Origin of the sequence: Kitasatospora sp. NPDC058048 (genome assembly GCF_042885555.1) — a bacterium.
Lineage (GTDB): Bacteria > Actinomycetota > Actinomycetes > Streptomycetales > Streptomycetaceae > Kitasatospora > Kitasatospora lactacystinica.
In genome coordinates this window covers 210,314-230,870 of sequence record NZ_JBHVRT010000013.1, presented here as the reverse complement: position 1 = coordinate 230,870, position 20,557 = coordinate 210,314, and the positions used below count along the sequence as shown (strand labels likewise).

20 protein-coding genes are annotated in these 20,557 nt (G+C 73.3%); 5 read left to right on the top strand and 15 right to left on the bottom strand.

The genetic code is table 11. The features are described 5' to 3' along the window. Positions 1 to 211: 211 nt before the first annotated feature. Positions 212 to 997 carry an SDR family NAD(P)-dependent oxidoreductase gene (locus ACFVVA_RS16635; RefSeq protein ID WP_387690096.1) on the bottom strand — a complete coding sequence of 262 codons (786 nt, stop codon included), beginning with the start codon at positions 995 to 997 and terminating at the stop codon, positions 212 to 214. Positions 998 to 1,161: 164 nt separating this feature from the next. Between ACFVVA_RS16635 and ACFVVA_RS16630 the strand changes: the two genes are divergently transcribed. Continuing rightward, positions 1,162 to 1,797, top strand: coding sequence for a TetR/AcrR family transcriptional regulator (locus tag ACFVVA_RS16630; protein ID WP_387690094.1), 636 nt, complete (start codon positions 1,162 to 1,164; stop codon positions 1,795 to 1,797). Between the two features lie 113 nt (positions 1,798 to 1,910). Here the strand turns inward: ACFVVA_RS16630 and ACFVVA_RS16625 are convergent, their stop codons facing one another. The 6 genes from ACFVVA_RS16625 to ACFVVA_RS16600 form a co-directional block, all read right to left on the bottom strand. Next, complete coding sequence (locus ACFVVA_RS16625) at positions 1,911 to 2,912, bottom strand: phospholipase (protein WP_387690092.1); 1,002 nt, start codon at positions 2,910 to 2,912, stop codon at positions 1,911 to 1,913. A gap of 255 nt (positions 2,913 to 3,167) precedes the next feature. Next, positions 3,168 to 3,752 carry a hypothetical protein gene (locus ACFVVA_RS16620; RefSeq protein WP_387690090.1) on the bottom strand — a complete coding sequence of 195 codons (585 nt, stop codon included), beginning with the start codon at positions 3,750 to 3,752 and terminating at the stop codon, positions 3,168 to 3,170. Continuing rightward, on the bottom strand, positions 3,752 to 5,143 hold the full coding sequence (locus ACFVVA_RS16615) for a hypothetical protein (protein ID WP_387690088.1): 1,392 nt from the start codon (positions 5,141 to 5,143) through the stop codon (positions 3,752 to 3,754). The genes ACFVVA_RS16620 and ACFVVA_RS16615 overlap by 1 nt, the downstream gene beginning before the upstream one ends. Beyond that, positions 5,140 to 5,949, bottom strand: coding sequence for an ABC transporter ATP-binding protein (locus tag ACFVVA_RS16610; protein WP_387690087.1), 810 nt, complete (start codon positions 5,947 to 5,949; stop codon positions 5,140 to 5,142). The genes ACFVVA_RS16615 and ACFVVA_RS16610 overlap by 4 nt, the downstream gene beginning before the upstream one ends. Before the next feature lie 46 nt (positions 5,950 to 5,995). Then, positions 5,996 to 6,823 carry a zf-HC2 domain-containing protein gene (locus ACFVVA_RS16605; RefSeq protein ID WP_387690085.1) on the bottom strand — a complete coding sequence of 276 codons (828 nt, stop codon included), beginning with the start codon at positions 6,821 to 6,823 and terminating at the stop codon, positions 5,996 to 5,998. Then, positions 6,820 to 7,380 (bottom strand): RNA polymerase sigma factor, encoded by a 561-nt coding sequence (locus ACFVVA_RS16600; RefSeq protein WP_387690083.1) that lies wholly within the window; start codon positions 7,378 to 7,380, stop codon positions 6,820 to 6,822. The genes ACFVVA_RS16605 and ACFVVA_RS16600 overlap by 4 nt, the downstream gene beginning before the upstream one ends. A gap of 170 nt (positions 7,381 to 7,550) precedes the next feature. Here ACFVVA_RS16600 and ACFVVA_RS16595 point away from each other — a divergent pair, with 170 nt between their 5' ends. From ACFVVA_RS16595 to ACFVVA_RS16585, 3 genes are all read left to right on the top strand, one after another. Further along, positions 7,551 to 8,105, top strand: coding sequence for a TetR/AcrR family transcriptional regulator (locus tag ACFVVA_RS16595; protein WP_387690081.1), 555 nt, complete (start codon positions 7,551 to 7,553; stop codon positions 8,103 to 8,105). Between the two features lie 230 nt (positions 8,106 to 8,335). Then, positions 8,336 to 9,373 (top strand): agmatine/peptidylarginine deiminase, encoded by a 1,038-nt coding sequence (locus ACFVVA_RS16590; protein WP_387690079.1) that lies wholly within the window; start codon positions 8,336 to 8,338, stop codon positions 9,371 to 9,373. 84 nt (positions 9,374 to 9,457) lie between these two features. Beyond that, positions 9,458 to 10,618: an agmatine/peptidylarginine deiminase gene (locus tag ACFVVA_RS16585; RefSeq protein WP_387690077.1), complete on the top strand. Its 1,161-nt coding sequence runs from the start codon at positions 9,458 to 9,460 to the stop codon at positions 10,616 to 10,618. A gap of 94 nt (positions 10,619 to 10,712) precedes the next feature. Here ACFVVA_RS16585 and ACFVVA_RS16580 read toward each other — a convergent pair whose 3' ends face one another. Beyond that, positions 10,713 to 11,894 (bottom strand): agmatine/peptidylarginine deiminase, encoded by a 1,182-nt coding sequence (locus ACFVVA_RS16580; protein ID WP_387690076.1) that lies wholly within the window; start codon positions 11,892 to 11,894, stop codon positions 10,713 to 10,715. A 142-nt stretch (positions 11,895 to 12,036) separates the two neighbouring features. On the opposite strand from ACFVVA_RS16580, the gene ACFVVA_RS16575 reads away from it, so the two are divergent. Then, complete coding sequence (locus ACFVVA_RS16575) at positions 12,037 to 12,720, top strand: TetR/AcrR family transcriptional regulator (protein WP_387690074.1); 684 nt, start codon at positions 12,037 to 12,039, stop codon at positions 12,718 to 12,720. Positions 12,721 to 12,843: 123 nt separating this feature from the next. On the opposite strand, the gene ACFVVA_RS16570 is transcribed toward ACFVVA_RS16575, so the two are convergent. From ACFVVA_RS16570 to ACFVVA_RS16540, 7 genes are all read right to left on the bottom strand, one after another. After that, on the bottom strand, positions 12,844 to 14,025 hold the full coding sequence (locus tag ACFVVA_RS16570) for an agmatine deiminase family protein (RefSeq protein ID WP_387690072.1): 1,182 nt from the start codon (positions 14,023 to 14,025) through the stop codon (positions 12,844 to 12,846). Between the two features lie 272 nt (positions 14,026 to 14,297). Next, positions 14,298 to 15,212 (bottom strand): DUF4436 family protein, encoded by a 915-nt coding sequence (locus tag ACFVVA_RS16565; protein ID WP_387690070.1) that lies wholly within the window; start codon positions 15,210 to 15,212, stop codon positions 14,298 to 14,300. A 122-nt stretch (positions 15,213 to 15,334) separates the two neighbouring features. Continuing rightward, complete coding sequence (locus ACFVVA_RS16560) at positions 15,335 to 16,132, bottom strand: ABC transporter ATP-binding protein (RefSeq protein ID WP_387690068.1); 798 nt, start codon at positions 16,130 to 16,132, stop codon at positions 15,335 to 15,337. Then, positions 16,125 to 17,105, bottom strand: coding sequence for an ABC transporter ATP-binding protein (locus ACFVVA_RS16555; protein ID WP_387690066.1), 981 nt, complete (start codon positions 17,103 to 17,105; stop codon positions 16,125 to 16,127). The genes ACFVVA_RS16560 and ACFVVA_RS16555 overlap by 8 nt, the downstream gene beginning before the upstream one ends. Further along, entirely contained in the window at positions 17,102 to 17,956 is an 855-nt protein-coding gene (locus tag ACFVVA_RS16550) for an ABC transporter permease (protein ID WP_359898980.1), read from the bottom strand. The genes ACFVVA_RS16555 and ACFVVA_RS16550 overlap by 4 nt, the downstream gene beginning before the upstream one ends. Next, positions 17,953 to 18,912 (bottom strand): ABC transporter permease, encoded by a 960-nt coding sequence (locus ACFVVA_RS16545; protein WP_387690064.1) that lies wholly within the window; start codon positions 18,910 to 18,912, stop codon positions 17,953 to 17,955. Before ACFVVA_RS16545 ends, ACFVVA_RS16550 begins: the two co-directional genes overlap by 4 nt. Further along, complete coding sequence (locus ACFVVA_RS16540; protein WP_387690062.1) at positions 18,909 to 20,555, bottom strand: ABC transporter substrate-binding protein; 1,647 nt, start codon at positions 20,553 to 20,555, stop codon at positions 18,909 to 18,911. The genes ACFVVA_RS16545 and ACFVVA_RS16540 overlap by 4 nt, the downstream gene beginning before the upstream one ends. Between the last annotated feature and the right edge of the window lie 2 nt (positions 20,556 to 20,557).

The window sequence follows — 20,557 nt, the reverse complement described above, 5'->3', positions numbered from 1 at the left end:
TGTTTCCAGCTTATCAGATGTTTTCCGCTCCGTTTTCCGGAGTTTCATTCATTCGATTCGCTTTCGCCTTTCGGCGCTCCCGAACTCTATCAGAGCTTTTCGGTCCGTTTTCCCCGGTCATTCTCGAATTCAGATTCGAACTCGTTCCGAGGGGCCGTCCCGTGGGGCAACCCGGAGAACACTACTCCCCTCCGGGTCGGAGACCAAATGCTCAGACCGCCGGGCTCGGCCGGGTGACCCGCTCGGCGACCGCAACCGTGGCGCGTCGCGGCAGGAGTCGGGGCGCCAGGGTCCCGAGACGGTTGAGGAAGCCGTCGACGACGCTCGGCCGCCCCTTCTCCAGCGCTGCCAGCGTGGTGGCGACGACCTGCTCGGGCCGCCGGCGGATGCCCACGGCGGCCTGCTCGCCGGCGACGTCGAAGAAGGGGGTGTCGGTGGCACCGGGGCAGATCGCCAGGGCCCGGACGTTGCTGCCGCGGAGTTCGTTCGCCAGGGCTTCGGTGAAGGAGAGCACGTACGCCTTGGTGGCGCCGTAGACGGCCATCCGGGGAATCGGCTGGAATGCGGCCGTACTGGCTACGTTGACCACCGCGCCCCGGCCGCGCTCGACCATGCCGGGCAGCAGCCGGGCGGTCAGGTCGGTGAGCGTGGCGCAGTTGAGCTGCACCTCCTCGGCCATCCTGGTCGGATCGCTCGTGGCGACGGCGCCGAAGGTCGCGAAGCCCGCGTTGTTGATCAGGACGTCGACCGTCACCTCCAGCTCCTCGACGCGGTCCTGCAGCTCCGCGGCGGCGCCGGGGCGGGCGAGGTCGAGCGGGACGACGTGCACGGTGACGCCGTGCGCCGCCCTCAGCTCCTGCTGGAGGCGGTTCAGCTTGTCCTCGCTGCGGGCGACGACGACGAGGTCCGACCCGCGGGCGGCGAGCTCGCGGGCGAAGGCGGCCCCGATGCCGGTGGACGCTCCCGTGATCAGGGTGGTCTTGCGGGCGAAGTCCATGACTCTCCTCGATGCGACGGGGTTCGGTTGCGGTTGGCGGCTGGCACTCGGCAGTCGGCGGTCAGCGGTCAGCGGTCGGCGAAGACCCGGGTCCGCTCCACGGGCCCCAATGTAGACACCGACAACAATGTTGTCAACGACTACATGCTCGTATGCTGATGCCCATGCGAACGGGCCACTACCACCACGGAGACCTCCGCGCCGCGCTACTGGAACGCGCCGAACAGACCCTGCGCGAGCAGGGCGCCGACGCGCTGTCCCTGCGCGAGCTCGCCCGCTCGCTCGACGTGAGCCACGCCGCGCCCAGCCGCCACTTCAAGGACCGGCGCGCCCTGCTCGACGCCCTCGCGCTCGCCGGCATCCAGCGGCTCACCGCCGCGGCCCGCAGCGGTCTCGCCAGGAGTGGGGACGGCTTCCGCGAGCGGGCCTTCGCCGTCGCCCGCGCGTACGTCGACTTCGCCGCCGACCACGGCGCACTGCTGGAGCTGGCCTTCGCCCGCAAGCACGACCCCGCCGTGACGGACGGACTGGAGCTCGCCTGGCAGCCGCTGAAGGACGACCTCCGCGCGCTCATCGCCCTCGGCCAGGCCCAGGGACTGATCCGGGCCGGCGACGCCGACCGGATCGGCGCCATCCTCTTCACCGCCGTCCACGGCGTGGCCGCCCAGACCGCGAGCGGTCGGCTCTCCGGCCCGGCCCTGGACGAGGTCTTCGACGACCTGCTCACCCACCTGCTCCGCGGCCTGGAGCCGGGCGCTGACGACGAACCGCTGGCCGAGCCCGCCGCCCCGACCTGCTGACCGCCGCCCAGCGGCTGCCACCCCACCGGCCGCCACCCCACCAGCGGCCACCCCGCCGAAAGGCAGCCGACCGCACCCGGCCTGCGCCGGGTGCGGTCGGGCCGGGCCGTCCCCTACCTGAACAGGCGGTCGCCGCTGGTGGCCATGCGGTGGGTGCCGCTGTGGTGGTTCACCCAGTCCCTGACCAGGTTGACGGCGTTGGCGCACTGCCAGCTGTTGTCGTACTCCCGCACGCCGGTGAAGGCGCCGTAGCCGGCGATGATGCCGTCCACCTGCGCGTCGCCCAGCAGCTTGTCGACGTACCAGGGGTCGTTGTAGGTGGTCGTCCAGGAGAGGGTGGCCGCGAGTCGTCCGGCGGCCCGGTCGGCGGCTCCCTTCTTCAGTTCCGCGCATGTGTTGTAGGTGGCCTCCGTGCAGTTGCCGAAGCCCTTGGTGATGTCGCTGTCGCCGTAGTCCATCGCCCGGCGGCCGGCCGGGAATCCGGTGCCGGACTTGGCGAAGGCGCTCTGCACCTGGTCGCGGGTGCCGGTCGTGGTGATGCCCTCCAGCGGGCCGAGCCTGCCCTCCAGACTCTTCCAGCCCCGGCCGCCGACGTCCGGGGTGCTGCCGCCGTGGTACTCGTAGAAGCCGTAGAGCACCTGGATGCCGGCGGCCGTCAGCCGCTGGGCCTTGTCGCGCAGTCCGGCGACGCTGCAGGTGCGGTTGGGCTCCTCGCCGCAGTAGTTGGGGTCCTTGATGTCCAGCCAGACCAGCGACAGCCGGCGCCCCGCGTTGGCGTTGGAGACGATGCGGTCGAGCATGCTGTCGAAGCTGGGGCCGAGCCGGTTCTCGCCGGCCGAGGAACAGTCGTGGTAGGCGCGCCACTCGTTCGGGTTCCACCAGGCGCAGACGTCGATCTCGATGGCGTTGGCGCCGTGGTTGATCGCGGCGTCCACGCCGTCCAGGGTGTCGACCCGGTGCGCGATGGCGTAGATCGGGTGACGCTGGTCGGCGGCGGCCGCCGCCGGGGTGGTGCCGAGCGCGGTGGCACCGACGATCCCGCACAGCGCCGCCGCCAGTGCCGGGAGGGTTCGCGAGCGGGTGCCGCGCCTGGGGTGAGAGGTCAAGGGGGACACTCCTTCTTGTCGGTGTACTGACAGGACGATCCCACCAACTGCGCCCCGGCGTACGGCAAACGGGCCATGAACGACATCCGGGGGGACTCGGCCGGGACACCGGAACGGTCGTCCGTCAGCCGAGCGGCGCCGGCACCCCGTGGGCGTCGGAGGAGTACGCGTCGAGGCCGGGGTGGCGCTTGAGCAGGTCCGCCACGTCGCCGAGGGCCCGGCCGGCCGCCCGCCCGCGCCCGGAAGCCGCGGGCGGGCCCTGAGTCAGCGCCTCGGGCCGACAGCGGCGTACAGCGCGCCGCCGGTCACCAGCAGCACCACCGCGGTCCAGGTGGACGCCTCCGTGCCGGGGGGAAAGGTCATCCAGCCGAAGGCCTTCCCCACGGTGGTGGGCGGCAGCGGCGGGACGAGGACGGCGAACGCCAGCCAGCCGGTCGGCAGGGCCCAGGCCAGGTGCGCCCCGCAGAGCACCGCCCCGAGCGCGGCCAGGCCGACCAGGCCCGCGCTGTCCCGGACGACGACCTCGGTGGGGACGAACGTCGGGCCCACCGCCTGGACCGCCAGCAGCGCCGCACCGGCGACCGCGCCGATCAGCACCGTGTGCGCGGCCCGGCGGGGCGCCCACCGGATCGCGGCCGTCCGGTCCAGTGCGAGGTCCTGTCCGCCGAACCCGACGGAGCCGGCCGCCACGCCCGCGGTGAGCAGGTAGAACGCGGTCGGGTCCATCGCATCCGTCGCGCCCGCACCGTAGCCCCGGGTGAGGGCCCACACCGCCAGCGCCACGAGCACGACCGCGGCGGCCGAGGCGGGCACCTGCCGTGAACGCGCGTACAGCATCAGCCACCTCATCACGACACACCTCCCACCGGCACCTCGCGCAGCCTTGCCGTGCAGGAGAGGGCCGCGGTGCGCAGCTCGGCGATCCGCGAGCGCTGCTCGGCGGGCGCCATCCCCTTCAGCTCCTGCCAGAGGGCGTCGGCGTCCGCCCATGCCCTGCGCGAGAACGCGTCGGTGTCCTGCTCCGCCATCGGTCGGAGGGCGGGGTCACCGAGGGCCCAGCTCACGACGGCGCTCTGGAGGGCGATGTCGTTCTGCGACCCGCCCTCCCGGGAGGTGCGGGCGTGGCAGCTCGGTGCCAGCCCCTGGGCGACCAGCGCGCGGGTCAGGTCGTTGCCGGTCGCGTCGATGAACAGCTGATCGTCGAAGTCGACCAGCACCGCGTCGGCGGGGAGCGAGCGGGGATCGCCGAGCGCGCGCAGCGCGGTGTCCTCCCGTACCGAGGTCGGCGCCTTGTCGCCCAGGGACTCGTGCAGCACGCGCAGCGCCTCCCGGCCGCGCGGCGCGAGCTCGGCCAGGTGCGACCGGCTGGCCTGGGTCACGCACACCGGTCCGTCGCACACCATGGCCGCGGCGGCCTTGTCGACGACGTAGCTGTCGCGCGCGGCGGCCGGCAGGACCAGCAGGGCCACGGCGGCGCCGGCCAGGACGGGGGTCACCGCGAGCAGCCGGGCCCGGCGGGTGGCGGCCGCCAGCAGCGCGAGGCCGGTGGCGAGCAGGCCGAGCAGCCAGACCGTCTGGCCGAGGTGGACGGAGTCGGAGAGGGTCAGCAGCATCTGCCGCGGGTCCGCGGTCACCGGGGACAGCAGGCCGATCCGGTTCGACGTCCTGCTCTCCGGCACCTCGCCTTCGATCCGTATCCGCAGCATGCCCGTCACCGCGAGGCAGGCCACCACCAGGGCCGGCGGGGTGAGGACGGAGGGCAGCGTCCGCGCGACACCCATGGCGAACACGGCGGCCGCGACGAGGCCCAGGATCGCCACCAGCGAGATCGGCAGCCAGCCGACGCCCATGTAGGTGGTCGGGCCGAACGCCACCTGCGCTCCGCCCACGACGACGAGGAGGCCGAAGCCCACCGCCAGCGCGAGCGCGATCGCACCCGCCGGCAGCGCCGCACGGCGCCAGGCGGGCAGCGGCGTGGTCGTCAGCAGTTCGGTCATCCGCGAGCGGGGTTCACGCAGCCCGTACACCGCCCCGATGCCGACCACGAGCGGCAGCCAGAAGGCCAGCAGGGAACGGGTCCACATGGCCATGGTGGTCCACTGGGCCGTCCACCCCGCGGTGCCCCTCGACCAGATTCCGTCGTACAGGAGGAAGACCGCCAGGCTGCCGCCCAGGACGACGGCTCCGGCCCACGGGGCGGCCGAGCGCTTCAGTTCGGTTCGCAGCACACGTCGGTTCACCAGGCGCTCCCCTGCTGTCCGGAGGTGCGGAGCAGCGCCGAGTAGCCGCGCTCCAGGGGGCTGTCGCCGGGGTGCTCGGTGCTGCCCGCGGCGGCCAGTTCGTCCGGCGTGCCCTGGAAGACGAGGCGGCCGTCGGCGAACAGGACCACGTCGGAGCAGGCCGCGGCGACGTCCTCGACGAGGTGGGTGGAGACGACCACGCAGGTGTCGCGGCCCAGGTCGTTCAGCAGCTCGCGGAAGCGCAGCCGCTGTGCCGGGTCGAGGCCGGCCGTCGGCTCGTCCAGCAGCAGCACCGCCGGGGAGTTGACGATGGCCTGGGCGATGCCGGCACGCCGCACCATGCCGCCGGACAGGGTCTTCATCCGGTGGTCGGCGCGGTCGGCCAGGCCGACCCGTTCCACGGCGCGCTGGACGGCCTCGGGGACGTCCTTCTTGGGGACCTCCTTCAACCAGGCCATGTACTCGACGAACTCGCGCACCGTGAAGCGCTTGTAGTAGCCGAAGTCCTGCGGGAGGTAGCCGATGCGGCGGCGCAGGGCCCGGTGGTCGCCCGTCCTGCCCAGGGAGGTGCCGAGCATCTCCAGTTCGCCCTCGGTGGGGCGCAGCACCGTGGCCAGGGTCCGGATCAGGGTGGTCTTCCCCGCCCCGTTGGGCCCCAGGAGGCCGTGGGCTCCGGTGCCCAGGGAGAGGTCGAGGCCGTCGACGGCCATCTTGTTCCGTCCGACGCGGACCTTCAGGCCGTCGGCCCGGATCTCCCAGGCGTAGGTCTTCGGCGCGGTGTCGGCCGCGCTCGTCACGGGTGTCATGCGGTGGTCCCTTTCGATGGTGGGCATTCAAGGGTGGACATGGGTTTCACAGCGTCGAGTACGCGTCCCTGCGGGCGATCACGGCGCCGGCGCCGAGCGCGAGGAGCAGCCCCCACAGGGGCAACCGGTCCGGTTGCAGGGCCAGTTGCAGGACGGAGGGGACGCGGCCGGTGAGCGACGCGGGGGCCAGGACGACGGCGCCCCAGGCGAGCGCCAGCCCGACGGCGGCGCGGGTCACCCCGACCACGCTGCCCAGTGCCAGGGCGGTGGAGGTGAAGGCCAGGGAGGGCAGCAGCCACTGCGCGGCCGTCATGGTCCCGGTCAGCCATCCCCCCAGCAGCAGCGGGGGCAGGACCACCACGAGGACCGCGGTGGTGCGCCTGAGCAGCAGGGGCAGACCGGCCCGGGCGGTCGAGGCGGTCAGTTCGTGTGCCGGGTCCAGGCCGCTGGACCAGGACGCGGCGACGCCGCACAGCGGCAGCACCGGCGCGATCAGCGACACCAGTGAGGAGCCGCCGAAGCGCTCCGCCGGCGCGACCGCGTCCAGCAGCAGCGCCAGCAGGGTGACGACGGCGGTCATGGCCAGCCACGGGGTCATCACCGGCGTCAGCCAGGACGACACCCATCCGGGCCGGTACCGCCGCGGGGCCACTGCGGCCGCCGCGTCCAACTGCGGTTCCAGGCCGGCCCGGACGGTGTCGACGAGCGCGGCGATGCCGGGCACCCCGGTGGCCACGGAGGCCGCCAGCCGGCTCCGGCAGGGCGCGCAGGTCTCCAGGTGGGCCTCCAGTGCCCAGACCGTGTCCGCCGCGATCGTCGTGTCGCCACGTGCGTAGTCGTCGATCAACTGACTGGACGCGTGTTCCCTGCTCATCCGAGCGCCTCCCGCATCGCGATCCGGGCCCGACGGGCACGGGTCTTGACCGTGCCTTCGGGCAGTCTGAGCAGGACCGCGGTCTCGCGGACGGAGAGCCCGTCGAGCACCGTGGCCTGCAGTACCTCGCGGAGTTCCGGCGCCAGCCGTCTCAGGGCGTCGCCGACGTCGCCGCCGACGGTCCCGGCGAGCGCCTCCTCCTCCGCCGCGGGCACCACCGCCCGCGCGGCCGCGGCGACCGGCGGTTCGGCGTGGTGGGCGCGGCGCCGGAACGCGTCGACGAGGCGGCGTGCCGCGATCGTCCACAGCCACCCGACGGCCGTCCCGCCGACCGCGCTCCCGGCGAACGCGCCGGCCGCGCGCCACACCGCGAGGTAGGTCTCCTGCATGACTTCGGCGACGATCTGCTCGTCCGCGCAGCGGCGGCGCAGCCGCACCGCCAGCCATGGCGACGTGCGCCGGTACAGCTCGTCGAACGCCCCGCGGTCTCCCCTGGCCACCAGCCGGAGGAGGCGCTCCTCGTCCAGCTCGTCCAGTGCTCTCCTGCGTGATCTCACACCAGCCAGACGCGCGATCCGGCGCCCGGGTTCTGGATCCGGCGTGACCTGCGTCACATTCCGTGCCAGGGCCGTCGGCTCCGGCTGATCGGTCGGTCAGCCGGAGGGCGGGACCGGCGCCCGCGCCGCCGGTAAGGTGGTCGATCGTGGCCAGTCGTAAAACGTCGATCATGGAAGCAGCGGCGCGGGTGATCGCGCGGCGCGGGGTGCGCGGACTTCGGGTGGAGGAGCTCGCGGCCGAGGCGGGTGTGTCCACCGCGCTGATCTACTACCACTTCAAGGACCGTACGGGGATCCTCCGGCAGACGCTGGAGTTCATCAACGACCGGGCGGAGCGGTACACGACCGAACGTGCCGAGGACGCCCCGCCGCTGACGCCCCGCGAGGAGTTGGAGCAGACGCTGCTGCTGGAGCTCCAGGACACCCCGGAGGTCCGGGAGAACAGCACCGCCTGGGGCGAGCTGCGGGCGAGCGCGGTGTTCGACGAGACGCTGCGCGAGGACCTGGCGCGGGCCACCCGGATCTGGGTGCAGGAGATCGCCGAACTGCTCGGCGACGTGCGGCCGATGGCCTCGGCGGTCGCGCTGGCCGGCGCGGCGGAGCGGCTGACCGCGCTGCTGGAGGGGCTGAGCACGCGCTGGCTCAGCGGCAGCCTGCCGCTGGCGCACGCCCGCACCCTGCTGACCGAGGCGATCGAGGTCGAGGTGGCCCGGCTCGGGTCCTGAGCCGTACGGACCGCGCAGGGCTTGTCACGCTGCGCGGGGATCCCGTCAAGGATGCGTTATGGCGCGCCCATGAGTTTGACTGAACTTTCAGTCAGTGCGAGCCTGAAGCCGCAGGAAGGGTGCTGCCGCCGGCCCGTCCCCGTGGTGCGCCGCCGCGTCGCGGCGCGAAGAGTGGGATCCGGCGGCCCTCGGCGCCCTTCCCGGCACCGTCGCACGATCTGGAGACCCTCATGACCCACTACCCCGACGACCGCTCCACCGGGCCGTACCCCTGGGTGCCGGCGGACGACGTGCCGCACGCGCGGACCTGGATGTCCTGGCCCTCCCGCAGGGGCGTGTGGGGACTGCGCCTGGGCGGCGTCCAGGAGGACATCGCCCTGATCGCCCGCACGATCGCCGAGTTCGAGCCGGTGGTGATGTGCGCCCCCGACGACTGGACCGCCGACAAGGCCCGGTCCCGGTGCGGTTCCGGGGTGGAGGTGATCACCGCCATCCCCACCGACGACCTGTGGATGCGCGACACCGCACCGGTGTTCCGCCGGGACGGGTACGGCGGCCTGGACGCCGTGATCCTCAACTTCAACGGCTGGGGCAACAAGCAGGTGCACCACGACGACGCCCGGGTCGCCGAGCGCCTCGCCGCCCGCCGCGGCCTGCGCCACACGTACGCGGACTTCGTCGGCGAGGGCGGCGCGATCGAGACCGACGGCGACGGCACGGTGATGGCCACCGAGAGCAGCCTGGTCAACAAGAACCGCAACCGCGGCATGAGCCGGGCCGAGATCGAGGAGTCCGTCCTGGAGGCCTACGGCGCGGACACCATGATCTGGCTGCCGGGCATCAGGGGCGAGGACATCACCGACGACCACGTGGACGTCACCTCCCGGTTCGTCCGCCCCGGCGTGGTGATGGTGCAGCTGCCGCCGGCGGACCGCAACGACTCCTGGGCGCGGGACGCCCGCGAGCAGTTCGCGATCCTCTCCGCCGCCACCGACGCCCGGGGCCGCCGCCTGCACGTCATCCCGGTGCACGGCCCGGACACCGTCCGCTCCCGCAGCTCCAAGTTCGTCGACTCCTACCTCAACTTCGTCCTCGTCAACGGGGGCGTCATCACCGCCGAGTTCGGCGACGCGTACAAGGACGCCGCCGCCCGGGAGACGCTCGCCGCGGCCTTCCCCGGCCGCGAGGTGGTGCAGATCGACGTCGACCGCCTGATGGCCGGCGGCGGCGGCATCCACTGCTCGACCATGCACGAACCGCTGCCGTAGCCACCGGGCGGCCCGCGTCGCAGCCGCGGCCGCCGTACCGCACATCCCGTCCACCGCACCGACCACCACAGCCGGAGTGCCCGTATGTCCCCTGCCCTGTCCCGCCGTACCCTGATCCGCCGCCTCGCCGGTGTCGGCGCCGGTGTCGGCGCCCTCACCCTCGGCCTCACCGCCTGCGACCCCAACGCCATCGAGGACGGCGGCGTCGTACCGCCCCCGCAGCCCGGCGGCACCCCCGGTGTGCGCCGCTTCGGCGCCGAGTGGGAGAAGCACCTGCGCACCGTGATGTCCTGGCCGGCCTCCGAGAACATCTGGGGCGAGCAGCTGCCGGACGTCCGCCGGGACGTCGCCGGCCTGGCCCAGGCCATCGCGGCACGCGAACCGGTCGTGCTGATGGCCCGCCCCGAGCAGCTGGAAGCCGCCCGGAAGGCCTGCGGCTCGGCCGTCGAGGTGGTGCCGATCGCCGTCGACGACCTGTGGGCCCGGGACACCCTGCCGGTGTTCGTCGAGGAGGGCGGCACGATCAAGGGCGTCGACTTCAACTTCAACGGCTGGGGCGGCAAGCAGCAGCGCGGCAACGACGCCAAGGTCGCCCGGACGGTGCTGGCCAAGTACGGCGTGGAGCGGGTCGAGACCCGGCTGGTCGCCGAGGGCGGCTCCTTCGAGACCGACGGCCAGGGCACCCTGATGGTGACCGAGAGCTCCGTCGTCAACGACAACCGCAACCCGGGCATGACCCGGGACCAGGTCGAGGCCGAGCTGAAGCGGGTCCTCGGCGTGAGCAAGGTGATCTGGCTGGCGGGCGTCAAGGGCAAGGACATCACCGACGCCCACGTCGACTGCCTGACCCGCTTCGCCGCCCCCGGCGTCGTCCTGCTCGACCAGGCCTTCCCCGGCACCCCGCCGGACGTCTGGTCCCGCTCGGCCGACCAGGCCCGCGCCGTCTTCAAGGACGCCACCGACGCGACGGGCCGCAAGCTCCAGGTGGTGGAGCTCCAGCAGCCGGACCCGGACAAGATCACGGGGCGCGGTGACGCCTTCGTCTCCTCGTACATGAACTTCTACATCGGCACGAAGGGCGTCTACCTGCCGAAGTTCGGCGATGCCAGGGCCGACGACCGGGCCCAGCAGATCATGAAGCAGTACTTCCCGGGCAGGGAGATCGTGCCGGTCAAGATCGACGCGATCGCGGCCGGCGGCGGTGGCATCCACTGCGCCACCCACGACATCCCCGCCCTGGGCTGAGCGGGCGGCGGGCCGGCTCCCCGGGTCGTCCCGGAGGGTCGGCCCGGCGCCCGGGGCCGGGTCCGGTCGGCGGGCCGGACCCGGCCCCACCTCCTCACGCCGCGGGCTGCTGCTGGGTGACGCAGTGGATCCCGCCGCCGCCCGCGCCCAGGCTGTCGATGTTCAGCTGTTCGACGGTGCGGCCGGGGAACATCCGGGCCAGGGCGGCCCGGGCGGCACTGTCGGCCTTGGTGTCGCCGAACTGCGCCGCGATCACCGCGTTGTTGCACAGGTAGTAGTTGGCGTAGGAGCCGACGAAGTTGGGGTCGGTCGAGCGGATCAGGTTGTAGTCGGGCCCCTGGATCTGGCTGACCCCGAACGGGGTTCCCTGGGCGCTGGTGGAGGTGGTCAGGATCCGGTACTGCTGCCGTGCGTCGTTCGACCAGGCGTCGGTGTCGCTCGCCAACGGCATCTGGACCGCGGCCGTCCCCGCGCCGAGGAAGCGGGAGGTGGCGTCCACGTGGTCGTCGGTGATGTCCTGGCCGGCGACACCGTTGAACCAGATCACCTTGGTGGCGCCGTAGGCGGCGCACATCGCGCTCTCGACCGCGGCCTGGGACATGCCGGGGTTGCGGTTGGCGTTGAGGATGCTGCTCCGGGTGGCCATCAGCGTCCCGGCCGCGTCGGTCTCGATGGCGCCGCCCTCGGCGACCAGCCCGGCGGCGGTGAACGGCAGGCCGAGGTAGGCGGCGACGCGCTGGGCGACCAGGGCGTCGTTGCCGTGCGGGTTCTGGTGGTTGCCCCAGCCGTTGAAGTTGAGGCCGATCGTGTCCAGGCCGCCCGCGCCGTCGGTGCGGAAGACCGGGCCGGTGTCGCGCATCCAGCAGTCGTCGACCGGGACGTCCCCGATGACGGTGACGGTCGAGCCGCACATCGACCGCGCCTTGGCCACGCCGGCCGGGTTGGCGCACATGGTGACCGGCTCGTACTTCGCGATGGTTCTGGCGATGAGGGCGATGTTCGACTGGACACCGCCGAGCTTGTTGCGCCAGATGGTGCTGCTGTCCGGCCAGGCCATCCAGGTGCGGGTGTGCCGGACGGTGTCCAGCGGCACCCGGAAGCCCGCGGCGAGGCCGGCGCCGGCACCCATGGCGGTGCGGCGTTGCGCCGCCTGGGCCGGGCCGCCGGTCGCGGCCGTCAGCGCGGTGCCGGCGACGACGATCCCGGCGGCCGTCAGGAACCGGCGGCGGCCGAGCCCCTCCGCGGCCGTCGTCTCGGTTCTGGAGCGGTCGTCCATCACTGCCTCCATGTCAATGTCCGCTGCTTGTGCAGCAGTTGACCGAAAAGGTAAAACTGGCCAAGCGCTCGGTCAATACTTTGCGCAGCCATCGTTCCCGATGCGCCCCTGCGGCACTCCCCCGGTCGTTACAGTGACGGCCATGGCGACACAGGCGACAGGCACGGCCGCACGAACGGCCTCCGCGGCGGGCGGCCCCGGCCGGACCCGCGCTTCCGCCAAGGGCGAGCAGACCCGGGCCCGGCTGATCGCGGCGGCCCGCACCCTGCTCGCGGGCGACGGCGCCGGACGGTTCACCACCCGCAACGTGGCCGCGCTGTGCGGGGTCTCGCACGGGATGTGCCACTACCACTTCGCGGACCGCACCGACCTGATCGTCGCGGTCGTGGCGGACATCCGGCCCGAGTGGATCACGCCGCTGGAGGAGGCGGTCGCCGGCCCCGGCGGCTACGCCGAGCGCTCCGAGCGGGTCCTGACACTGCTCACCCGGCCCGAGAGCCCCGACCTGGCCCGACTGCACGCCGCCCTGCACTGGCTCGCCCTCAACGACGAACGCGTCCGCGCGAGCCTGGAGGCCGAGTACGCGCGCTGGCGGGCCTCCTTCGTGGGGCTGTTCCGCTGCCTGCTGGAGGAACGCGGCGACGGCGGCGACCCGGTCCCCCTCGGGGAGGCCTTCGCCGCCGCCGTGGACGGGCTCGCCGCCATCGGGTCGCTGGACGGGACGGTGGACGCCGAGCGGGTGCTGCGGACCCTGCTGGAATCGCTGTCGTCCACCCCCCGGCCGTCCACCCCCCGGCCGTCCACCCCCCGGCCGTCCGGCGCCTGACGGTCCGCGGAGGGACCGGCCGCCGCCCGGACCCGCGTCACCCGACCGTCCGGAGCCCGACCGTCCGGAGCCCGATCCGCGCGGCCCGCCCCCGCGCCGCCCGACCCTCCGCAGCCCGACCGGTCACGGGGTGGAGCCGGGCGCCACGGGCTGCTGCTGGGTGGCGCAGTGGATGCCCCCGCCGCCCGAGGCGATGTGGTTGATGCCGACCTGGGTGACCTTGCGGCCCGGGTGGAGGTCGCCGAGGATGCCGGCCGCCCGGTCGTCGGTGGCCTGGTCCCCGAAGCGCGGGACGATGACGCCGCCGTTGCAGACGTAGTAGTTGATGTACGTGGCCAGGAAGTCCTTGCCCGCGCCCGGGATCAGGGCGGTGTCGGGCTCGGGGAGGTCGACCACCTTGAGCGTGCGGCCCTGGGCGTCCGTCTCCGTCTGCAGCACCTGCAGCGCCTGCGCGGAGGCGGTGGTCCAGACGTCCGGCGGGGCGTCGGCGGCGGGACGGTGCAGGACCACGATGCCCGGCTCGGCGAAGCGGGCGAGGGCGTCGACGTGGCAGTCGGTGATGTCCTGCCCGGCGACGCCCTGGAACCAGATCACCTTCTCGACGCCGAGCAGGTCCTTGAGGCTCGCCTCGATCTGGTCGCGGGACTTGCCGGGGTTGCGGTTGCCGTTGACCCAGGAGCTCTCGGTGGCCATCAGCGTCCCCTCGCCGTCCACCTCGATGCCGCCGCCCTCGCCGGTGATCGGCGCCTGGATGCGGGTGATGCGGTAGTGGTCGAGGAGGTAGCGGGCGACCAGGCTGTCATTGGCGTGGGTCTGCTTGTCGCCCCAGCCGTTGAAGTTGAAGTCGACCCCGGCCAGCCCCTGCGGGCCGGTGACGAAGGTCGGGCCGGTGTCCCGGGCCCACAGGTCGTCGACCTTCAGTTCGAGCACCTCGACCGAGGATCCGACGGCCTGCCGGGCCTGGGCCGCCTGGTCGGGGCGGGCCAGCAGGACGACCGGTTCGAAGCCGGCGATCGCCTGGGCCAGCCCCGCGATGTCCTGCCGGACCCCGGGCAGCTGGTCGCCCCACACCTCCTCCAGCGCCGGCCAGGCCATGAAGGTGCGGGTGTGCGGGCCGGACTCGGCCGGCATGGCCCACCCCCCGGCCGCCGGGCTCGTGGACGGGGCCGCGCCCGAAGCCGTACCGCTCCGGTCGGACTGCTCCTCCGGTCCGCCGTCGGAGGAGCAGCCGCCGGCCAGGGCCAGCGCGGCGAGCGCGGCCCCGGACCGCAGGACTGAGCGGCGGGACGGCCGGGGGTGAGCCATGGGGCCTCGTTCCGGTTGGTGTCGGGGTTCGGCTCCGCAGGCTACTGACCGGAAGGTCAGATTCCGGCGCGGCACGCACCCGCCGTTCGGGGGAATCCGCTCACGGCCCCTCGGCCCTCTCTTTCGGATCACGTCGGACCAGTGGGCGTCGTTGGAGTGCGTGCATCGGCGGTGCGGAGGAGGGAGTCCATGCGGAGCATCGGCGACCGACGACAAGCCGGCGAGGTGCGTGCTCCGGCGGCGACCGCCTGGCGTGATCCGAAAGAGAGGGCCTAGGCGGCCGCCTCCCGCTCGCGGCGCAGCCGGTGCTCGGTGCGGATGCCGGACCAGGCGGTGCAGGCCAGGCTGGCGGCGATGACGCCCTCGGCCCAGAAGAACGCCACGTAGTCGATCAGTGATCCGATCGGCGGCGACCCGGGGGCCGCGTTGCGCATGCCGATCAGGGCGAACAGGCTCGCCGCCATCCAGCCCAGGGAGGGCCAGACCAGCCCCTCGCGCTTGCGGTACAGCACCTCGGCGGCGCCGAGGACGGCCAGGGCGATGGCCCACATGGCCGCGATCATGAACCAGGAGAGGATGAAGGTGCTGCGGGACCGGGTGATCCGCGCCTCCAGGGTCACGGCACCGGAGCTCGCGGTGGTGACCTGCGGGCGCAGGACGAAGAACGGGTCGGTGTCGGTGAGGACCAGGCCGACCGGCACGGCCGCGCCCCCGCTGGTGGCGGTGAAGCCGGCCTCGGCGCGGTAGCGGTCGAACGGGTAGTCCGTCTTGGTGCCGTCGTACGTCCCCACCTGGACGAGCTGGGACGCCGCGGCCTCCCCCTCGGCCGCCCGGATGGTCACCTTGGGGGTGCCGGTGACGGTGATCTCGACGGGGCGGGCGAAGGTCTGGGAGTCCGGCCCGGCGGCGAACCTGCCGTGCGGGACGGGGGTGACGTAGAGGGTCAGTTGCTGGGCGGTCGGGTCCACGTCCTGGGCGGTGACGTCCAGTTCGATCCAGTCGGGCGTCGAGGGGATCGCCAGTTCCCTGGTCTGTTCGCGGGTGTCGCGCTCGTTGAGGTACAGCCCGATCCCCGACCCGCAGAGGGTGATGACCACCGCCAGGACGGCGGCGAACCGCCAACGGCGGCGGGGGGCTCGGTGCGCGGCCCGGTCGGTCGCGCTGGTGTCGTCGGTGGTGACCTGCACGGTCGTCCTTCCTGCGGCGGTGGCGCCGGGCCGGCGGGTTCTCCGCCGCCCGGCGTCGCCCGCCGGTGTTGCTCGGTCGCCCCGGCCCGGCGGGTCCCACCACCTGCCGGGCCGGGGCCGTCTTACAAGGCGCGGCGCGCGGCGGCGATCCGGTCGGGATCCCAGCCGGGCCGGGGGACGGACTCCAGCAGCAGCCGGGTGTAGGCGTGCTGCGGGGAGTCCAGGACGTGGGCGGTGGGGCCGGATTCGACGATCCGTCCGTGGCGCATGACGACGACCTCGTCGGTCACGCAGCGGACGACGCCGAGGTCGTGGGTGATGAACAGGTAGCCGATGCCGGTCTGTTCGCGGATGTCGGCGAGCAGGTTCAGCACCTGCGCCTGCACGGACACGTCCAGGGCGGCGACCGCCTCGTCCAGCACCAGGACGGCCGGCTGGACGGCCAGCGCCCGGGCGATGGCGACGCGTTGGCGCTGGCCGCCGGAGAGCTGCCGGGGCAGCGCGTCGGCCGCCCGGGTGCCGAGGCCGACCTGGTCGAGGAGCTCCCGGATCCGGGCCTCGTGGTCGGTGCCGGGGAAGTGCAGCCGCAGGGTCTCACGGAGCGCGGCCTCGACGCTGGTGCGCGGGTCCAGGGAGAGGTACGGGTCCTGGAAGACCATCTGGACCTCGCGGGCGCGGGCCAGCCGCTCGGCCCTCCCCCGCACCCGGCCGCCGCGGGCCCGGCCCCGGACGGCGACCCGCCCCTCGTCGGCCTGTTCGAGGCCGACGACGATCCGGGCGGTGGTGGTCTTGCCGGAGCCCGACTCGCCCACGATGCCGAGCGATCCGCCGGCGGCGAGGGTGAAGGAGACGTCGTCCACCGCCCGTACGGTGCCGAAGGTCCGGCACAGTCCGGTGACCTCCAGTGCGGCCTCAGGCATCGGCACGGCTCCCTTCGAGCGGGTGGTGGCAGGCGACCGGGAGTGCCACCGGGGTCTCCTCGCGGCACCGGGAGGTCGCGTACCGGCACCGCGCGGCGAACGCGCATCCGGTCAACTCCTGGCGCAGGTCCGGCGGTTGGCCGTCGATCGCGGCGAGGCGGCGGCTGTCGGACTCCACCCCCGGGGTGGAGTCCAGCAGCGCGGCGGTGTAGGGGTGGCGGGGCCTCTCGAAGAGCTCTCCGGCGGGGCCCGTCTCGGCGATCCGCCCGGCGTACATGACGTAGACGCGGTCGCTGATGGCGGCGGCGAGGCCGAGGTCGTGGGTGACGAACAGCAGGCCGGTGCCGAAGCGTCGGCGCAGCTCCCCGAGGAGTGCGATGACCTCGGCCTGGCTGGTGACGTCGAGCGCGGTGGTGGGCTCGTCGGCGAGCAGCAGGACCGGGTCGCCCATCAGCGCGGCGGCGATCATGACGCGTTGGAGCATGCCGCCGGACAGCTGCCCGGGGTGGCGGTGCAGCAGTTCCGGGCCGAGGCCGACGGCGTCGAGCAGTTCGGCGGCGCGCCGGTCGGCGTCCTCCCGGCCCATGGCGCCGGTGAGGCGGACGCTCTCGGTGAGGAAGTCGCCGACGCGGCGCAGCGGGTTGATGGCCGCCCGGGGGTCCTGGAAGATCATGGCGGCCCGGCCGGTGCGCAGGGCGCGCAGCCGGTCGGGGCCCATGGTCAGGACGTCCTCCCCGTCGACCAGGACGCTGCCCTCGGCGGTGGCGCCGGGCGGCAGCAGGCCGAGGGCGCTGCGGGAGGTGAGGCTCTTGCCGGAGCCGGACTCGCCGACCAGGGCGACGGTCTCCCCCGGGCCCACGGTGAGGTCGACGCCGTCGAGGACGGGTCGGGCGGTGCCGGGCAGGCGGAGCCGCAGGCCCCGGACGTCGAGGGCGTTCACACGCTGCTCCGGTTCGTGGCTGCTGCGGTTCATGGGGTCCTCCGGGCGACGCGGTCGGCCCAGCGCTCGCCGACGACGTTGAAGGCGACGACGGTGAGCACGATGAGGACGCACGGCAGGATCGCGGAGAGCGGGTAGCCGTGCTGGATCGCGGTCTGGCCGTCGAAGACCATCCGCCCCCAGTCGGGGGTGAGCGCGGGGACGCCGAGCCCGAGGAAGGAGAGGCCCGCGAGGTCCATCAGGGCGTAGCCGAAGTTGATCGTGGACTGGGCGAGGACGATCGGGGCGATGTTGGGCAGGACGTGCCGCAGGCAGATCTGCAGGGTGGAGTGGCCCTGGACCTGGTAGGCGCTGACGTAGGGACGGGACCGTTCGGCGAGGACGAGCGAGCGGGTGAGCCGGGAGACGTACGGCAGGTAGGCGACCGCCAGGGCGACGACGGGGGCGAGCAGGCCCTCCCCGTACACCGAGACGATCAGGATGGCGAGCAGCATGCCGGGGAAGGCGAAGACGAGTTCGGTGCTGCGGGAGAGGACGGAGTCGAGCCAGCCGCCCCGCCAGCCCGCGGCCAGGCCGACGGCCACGCCCGCGACGGTGGAGAAGGCGACCACGCCGAGCGGGCCGAGCAGGGAGGTGCGGGCTCCGAGCAGGAGCCGGGAGAGGGTGTCGCGGCCGGCGGTGTCGACGCCGAGCAGGTGGTCGGGCGAGGGGCCGGCCAGGGCGTTGCCGAGGTCGACGGCGTTGGGGTCGTCCGGTGCGATCCAGGGGGCGAGCAGGGCGGCGAGCACCACCAGGGCGACGATGCCCAGGCAGGCCAGGTGGAGCGGGGCGCGGGCGGCCTTGAGGCGGCCGAGACCGGGCCGGCGGGCGAGGGCGACACTCATGCGTCGGACCTCCTCGTGCCGAGGGCGACCCGGGGGTCGACCAGCGGGTGGAGCAGGTCGACGACCAGGTTCACGGTCATGAACAGGGCGACGACGAGCAGGGAGATGGCCTGGACGGTCGGGAAGTCCTTGGTGGTGGTGGACAGTTCGAGGAGCTGGCCGATGCCGCCGACGCTGAAGGCCGACTCCACCAGGATCGTGCAGACCAGCAGGGTGGAGACGATCAGGCCGCCGGTGGTCAGCACGGTGCCCAGCGAGTTGCGGAACACGTGGCGGCGGATCACCTCGCGTTCGGGCACGCCCCGGCTGCGGGCGACGGTGACGTGCTCGCCCTCCAGGGCGTCCAGCATCGCCGAGCGGGTGACCCGGGCGAGCATCCCGATCAGGTACAGCGCGAGGGCGACCGCGGGCAGGGTGAGGTGCCACAGCAGGTCGGCGAAGCCGTCGCCGGTGCCGCTGGTGGGGAACCAGCCCAGCTTGACCGCGAACAGGCCCTGCAGCAGGACGGCCGCGACGAAGGAGGGGGTGCCGACGGCGAGCGTGGTGGAGAGCAGGATCGCCGAGTCGGTCGCGCCGCCGCGCACCGCGCCGATCCAGCCGAGCGCCAGACCGATGACGACGACCACCACCAGGGCCATGGCCACCAGCGTCAGGGTCGCCGGCAGGCGGTCGGCGAGCAGCGTGGAGACGTCGGTGCGGTAGGTGATGGAGCGCCCGAAGTCCCCCTGCAGCACCTGGCCGAGCCAGCGGAAGTACCGGACCAGGAACGGGTCGTCGAGGTGGTACTGGTCGTTGATCGCCTGGAGGGCGGCCGGCGAGGCCGACCGGCCCGACAGGAGGAAACTCGCCGGGTTGCCCGGCGCCAGGTACATCGCGCCGAAGACCACGAAGGAGGCGCCGAGCAGGGTCGCGGCCATCTCCACCAGTCGCCGGGCGGCGAATCTCAGGAAGTTCACCGGGCGGCCCCCACGTCGGCGGCCCACGGGTAGTACATGTACGCGATGGTGGTGGGGGCGCCGGTGATGCGCTTGTTGAGGAAGACGGCGGTCGGCCACTCGGCGACCGGGATCCAGAGCAGCTGCTGGGAGGCGGTCTGCTGGAGCTTCGCCTCGATCGCGCCGCGCCTGGCCGGGTCGTACTCGGCGGTGGCCTGGTCGACGAGGTCGTCGTAGGCCTTGTCGCTGTACCCGGCGAAGTTCTGGTAGGCGCCGGTCCGGAAGTTGACGAGCAGGTCGAGCGGGTCGGTGATGGAGTCGTAGTACGTCTCCGGGAACAGGTCGATGCCCTCGCGCGCCTTGGGGTCGGTGAACAGCGCGGTGAAGGCGTTCGGGGCGATCGTCTTCAGCTGGACGTCCAGCCCGATCCTCGCCCCGGCGGCCTGGACGGCGGTGGCGAGCAGGGAGACGTCCTGGCCGATGGTGCTGGTGGCCATGACGATCGTGCGGCCGCTCGCGCCGGCCTCCTTGACCAGGGCCTTGGCCTTGTCGATGTCCTGCGCCGTGGGGGTGAGGCCGTCGAAGGCCGTCCTGCGGACGTCGTCGGGGGCCGCGCCCCAGGCCGCCCTGGTGGTGAGGGAGCCGGTGACGGTGCCGGCGCCGGAGAGGCCGGTCTTGACGAAGCCGGAGCGGTCGAGGGCCAGGGACAGGGCCTGGCGGACGCGCAGGTCGCCGAGCGGGCCGTGCATGCTGGTGACGTTGACGTTGACGGTGCTCAGGCCCTCGCCGAAGTAGAGCGTGCCCGGGCCGTCCTTCTTCAGCCGGTCGTAGCTCTCGGTGGGGATCAGGTAGCCGCCGTCGACGTCTCCGGTGAGCATCGCGTTGGTGCGGGCGGACGCGTCGGTGAGGAAGCTGAAGACGACCTTCCCGGACTTGGCCCTGGTGCCCCAGTAGCCGTCGAAGCGCTGGAGTTCGATCGACTGGCCCTTGGCCCAACTGCCCAGCTTGAAGGGGCCGGTGCAGTCGAGGCCGCCGCTGGTGCCGTAGTCCTTGCCGGCCGCCTCCACCCCGGCCCTGGCGGCGACCACGCCGGCGGCCGTCGCCATGTACTGGGGGAACTGGGAGTCGGGCTGCTTGAGCTTGACGGTGACCTGGAGCGGGCCGGTCGCGGTGACGGAGTCGACGTTCTGGAACACCTGCGCCCAGGCGGAGGCGTTGTCCGGGTTGGTCTGCCGGCCGAGGCTGTAGACGACGTCGTCGGCGGTCATCACCGTGCCGTCGTGGAAGTGCACGCCGGCCCGCAGGTCGTAGACCCAGGTGGTCGGGTCGGGGCTGGACGCCTTCTCGGCCAGGCCGGGGGCCAGGGTGAGCTGGGGCGTCCAGCGCATCAGGCTCTCGCAGACGTTGGCGAGCACGGTGTTCTGCGGGTAGTCGAAGGCCTGGACGTAGTCCAGGGTGGGCGGTTCGGCGTAGGTGGCCCAGGTGAAGGAGTCGAGCTCACCCTTGGCCGGCGGGGTGTCGGCGGAGAGCTGTACGGCCGACCCGCCGGCGCCGCGGGGCGGGCCGGAGCAGGCGGCGACCAGGGCCGCGGCCGAGAGCAGGGCGGTGGCGAGGACGAGCCGCCGCCGGGCCGCGGTGCGTCTCGCGGGCGCGGTGGGAGTCATGA

What these genes read in the sequence shown, in the direction of transcription:
- ACFVVA_RS16635 (WP_387690096.1), bottom strand. Translation starts at nt 997, where the DNA reads ATGGACTTCGCCCGCAAGACCACCCTGATCACGGGAGCGTCCACCGGC.
- ACFVVA_RS16630 (WP_387690094.1), top strand. Translation starts at nt 1,162, where the DNA reads ATGCGAACGGGCCACTACCACCACGGAGACCTCCGCGCCGCGCTACTG.
- ACFVVA_RS16620 (WP_387690090.1), bottom strand. Translation starts at nt 3,752, where the DNA reads ATGAGGTGGCTGATGCTGTACGCGCGTTCACGGCAGGTGCCCGCCTCG.
- ACFVVA_RS16610 (WP_387690087.1), bottom strand. Translation starts at nt 5,949, where the DNA reads ATGACACCCGTGACGAGCGCGGCCGACACCGCGCCGAAGACCTACGCC.
- ACFVVA_RS16605 (WP_387690085.1), bottom strand. Translation starts at nt 6,823, where the DNA reads ATGAGCAGGGAACACGCGTCCAGTCAGTTGATCGACGACTACGCACGT.
- ACFVVA_RS16595 (WP_387690081.1), top strand. Translation starts at nt 7,551, where the DNA reads ATGGAAGCAGCGGCGCGGGTGATCGCGCGGCGCGGGGTGCGCGGACTT.
- ACFVVA_RS16590 (WP_387690079.1), top strand. Translation starts at nt 8,336, where the DNA reads ATGACCCACTACCCCGACGACCGCTCCACCGGGCCGTACCCCTGGGTG.
- ACFVVA_RS16585 (WP_387690077.1), top strand. Translation starts at nt 9,458, where the DNA reads ATGTCCCCTGCCCTGTCCCGCCGTACCCTGATCCGCCGCCTCGCCGGT.
- ACFVVA_RS16580 (WP_387690076.1), bottom strand. Translation starts at nt 11,894, where the DNA reads ATGGACGACCGCTCCAGAACCGAGACGACGGCCGCGGAGGGGCTCGGC.
- ACFVVA_RS16575 (WP_387690074.1), top strand. Translation starts at nt 12,037, where the DNA reads ATGGCGACACAGGCGACAGGCACGGCCGCACGAACGGCCTCCGCGGCG.
- ACFVVA_RS16570 (WP_387690072.1), bottom strand. Translation starts at nt 14,025, where the DNA reads ATGGCTCACCCCCGGCCGTCCCGCCGCTCAGTCCTGCGGTCCGGGGCC.
- ACFVVA_RS16560 (WP_387690068.1), bottom strand. Translation starts at nt 16,132, where the DNA reads ATGCCTGAGGCCGCACTGGAGGTCACCGGACTGTGCCGGACCTTCGGC.
- ACFVVA_RS16555 (WP_387690066.1), bottom strand. Translation starts at nt 17,105, where the DNA reads ATGAACCGCAGCAGCCACGAACCGGAGCAGCGTGTGAACGCCCTCGAC.
- ACFVVA_RS16550 (WP_359898980.1), bottom strand. Translation starts at nt 17,956, where the DNA reads ATGAGTGTCGCCCTCGCCCGCCGGCCCGGTCTCGGCCGCCTCAAGGCC.
- ACFVVA_RS16540 (WP_387690062.1), bottom strand. Translation starts at nt 20,555, where the DNA reads ATGACTCCCACCGCGCCCGCGAGACGCACCGCGGCCCGGCGGCGGCTC.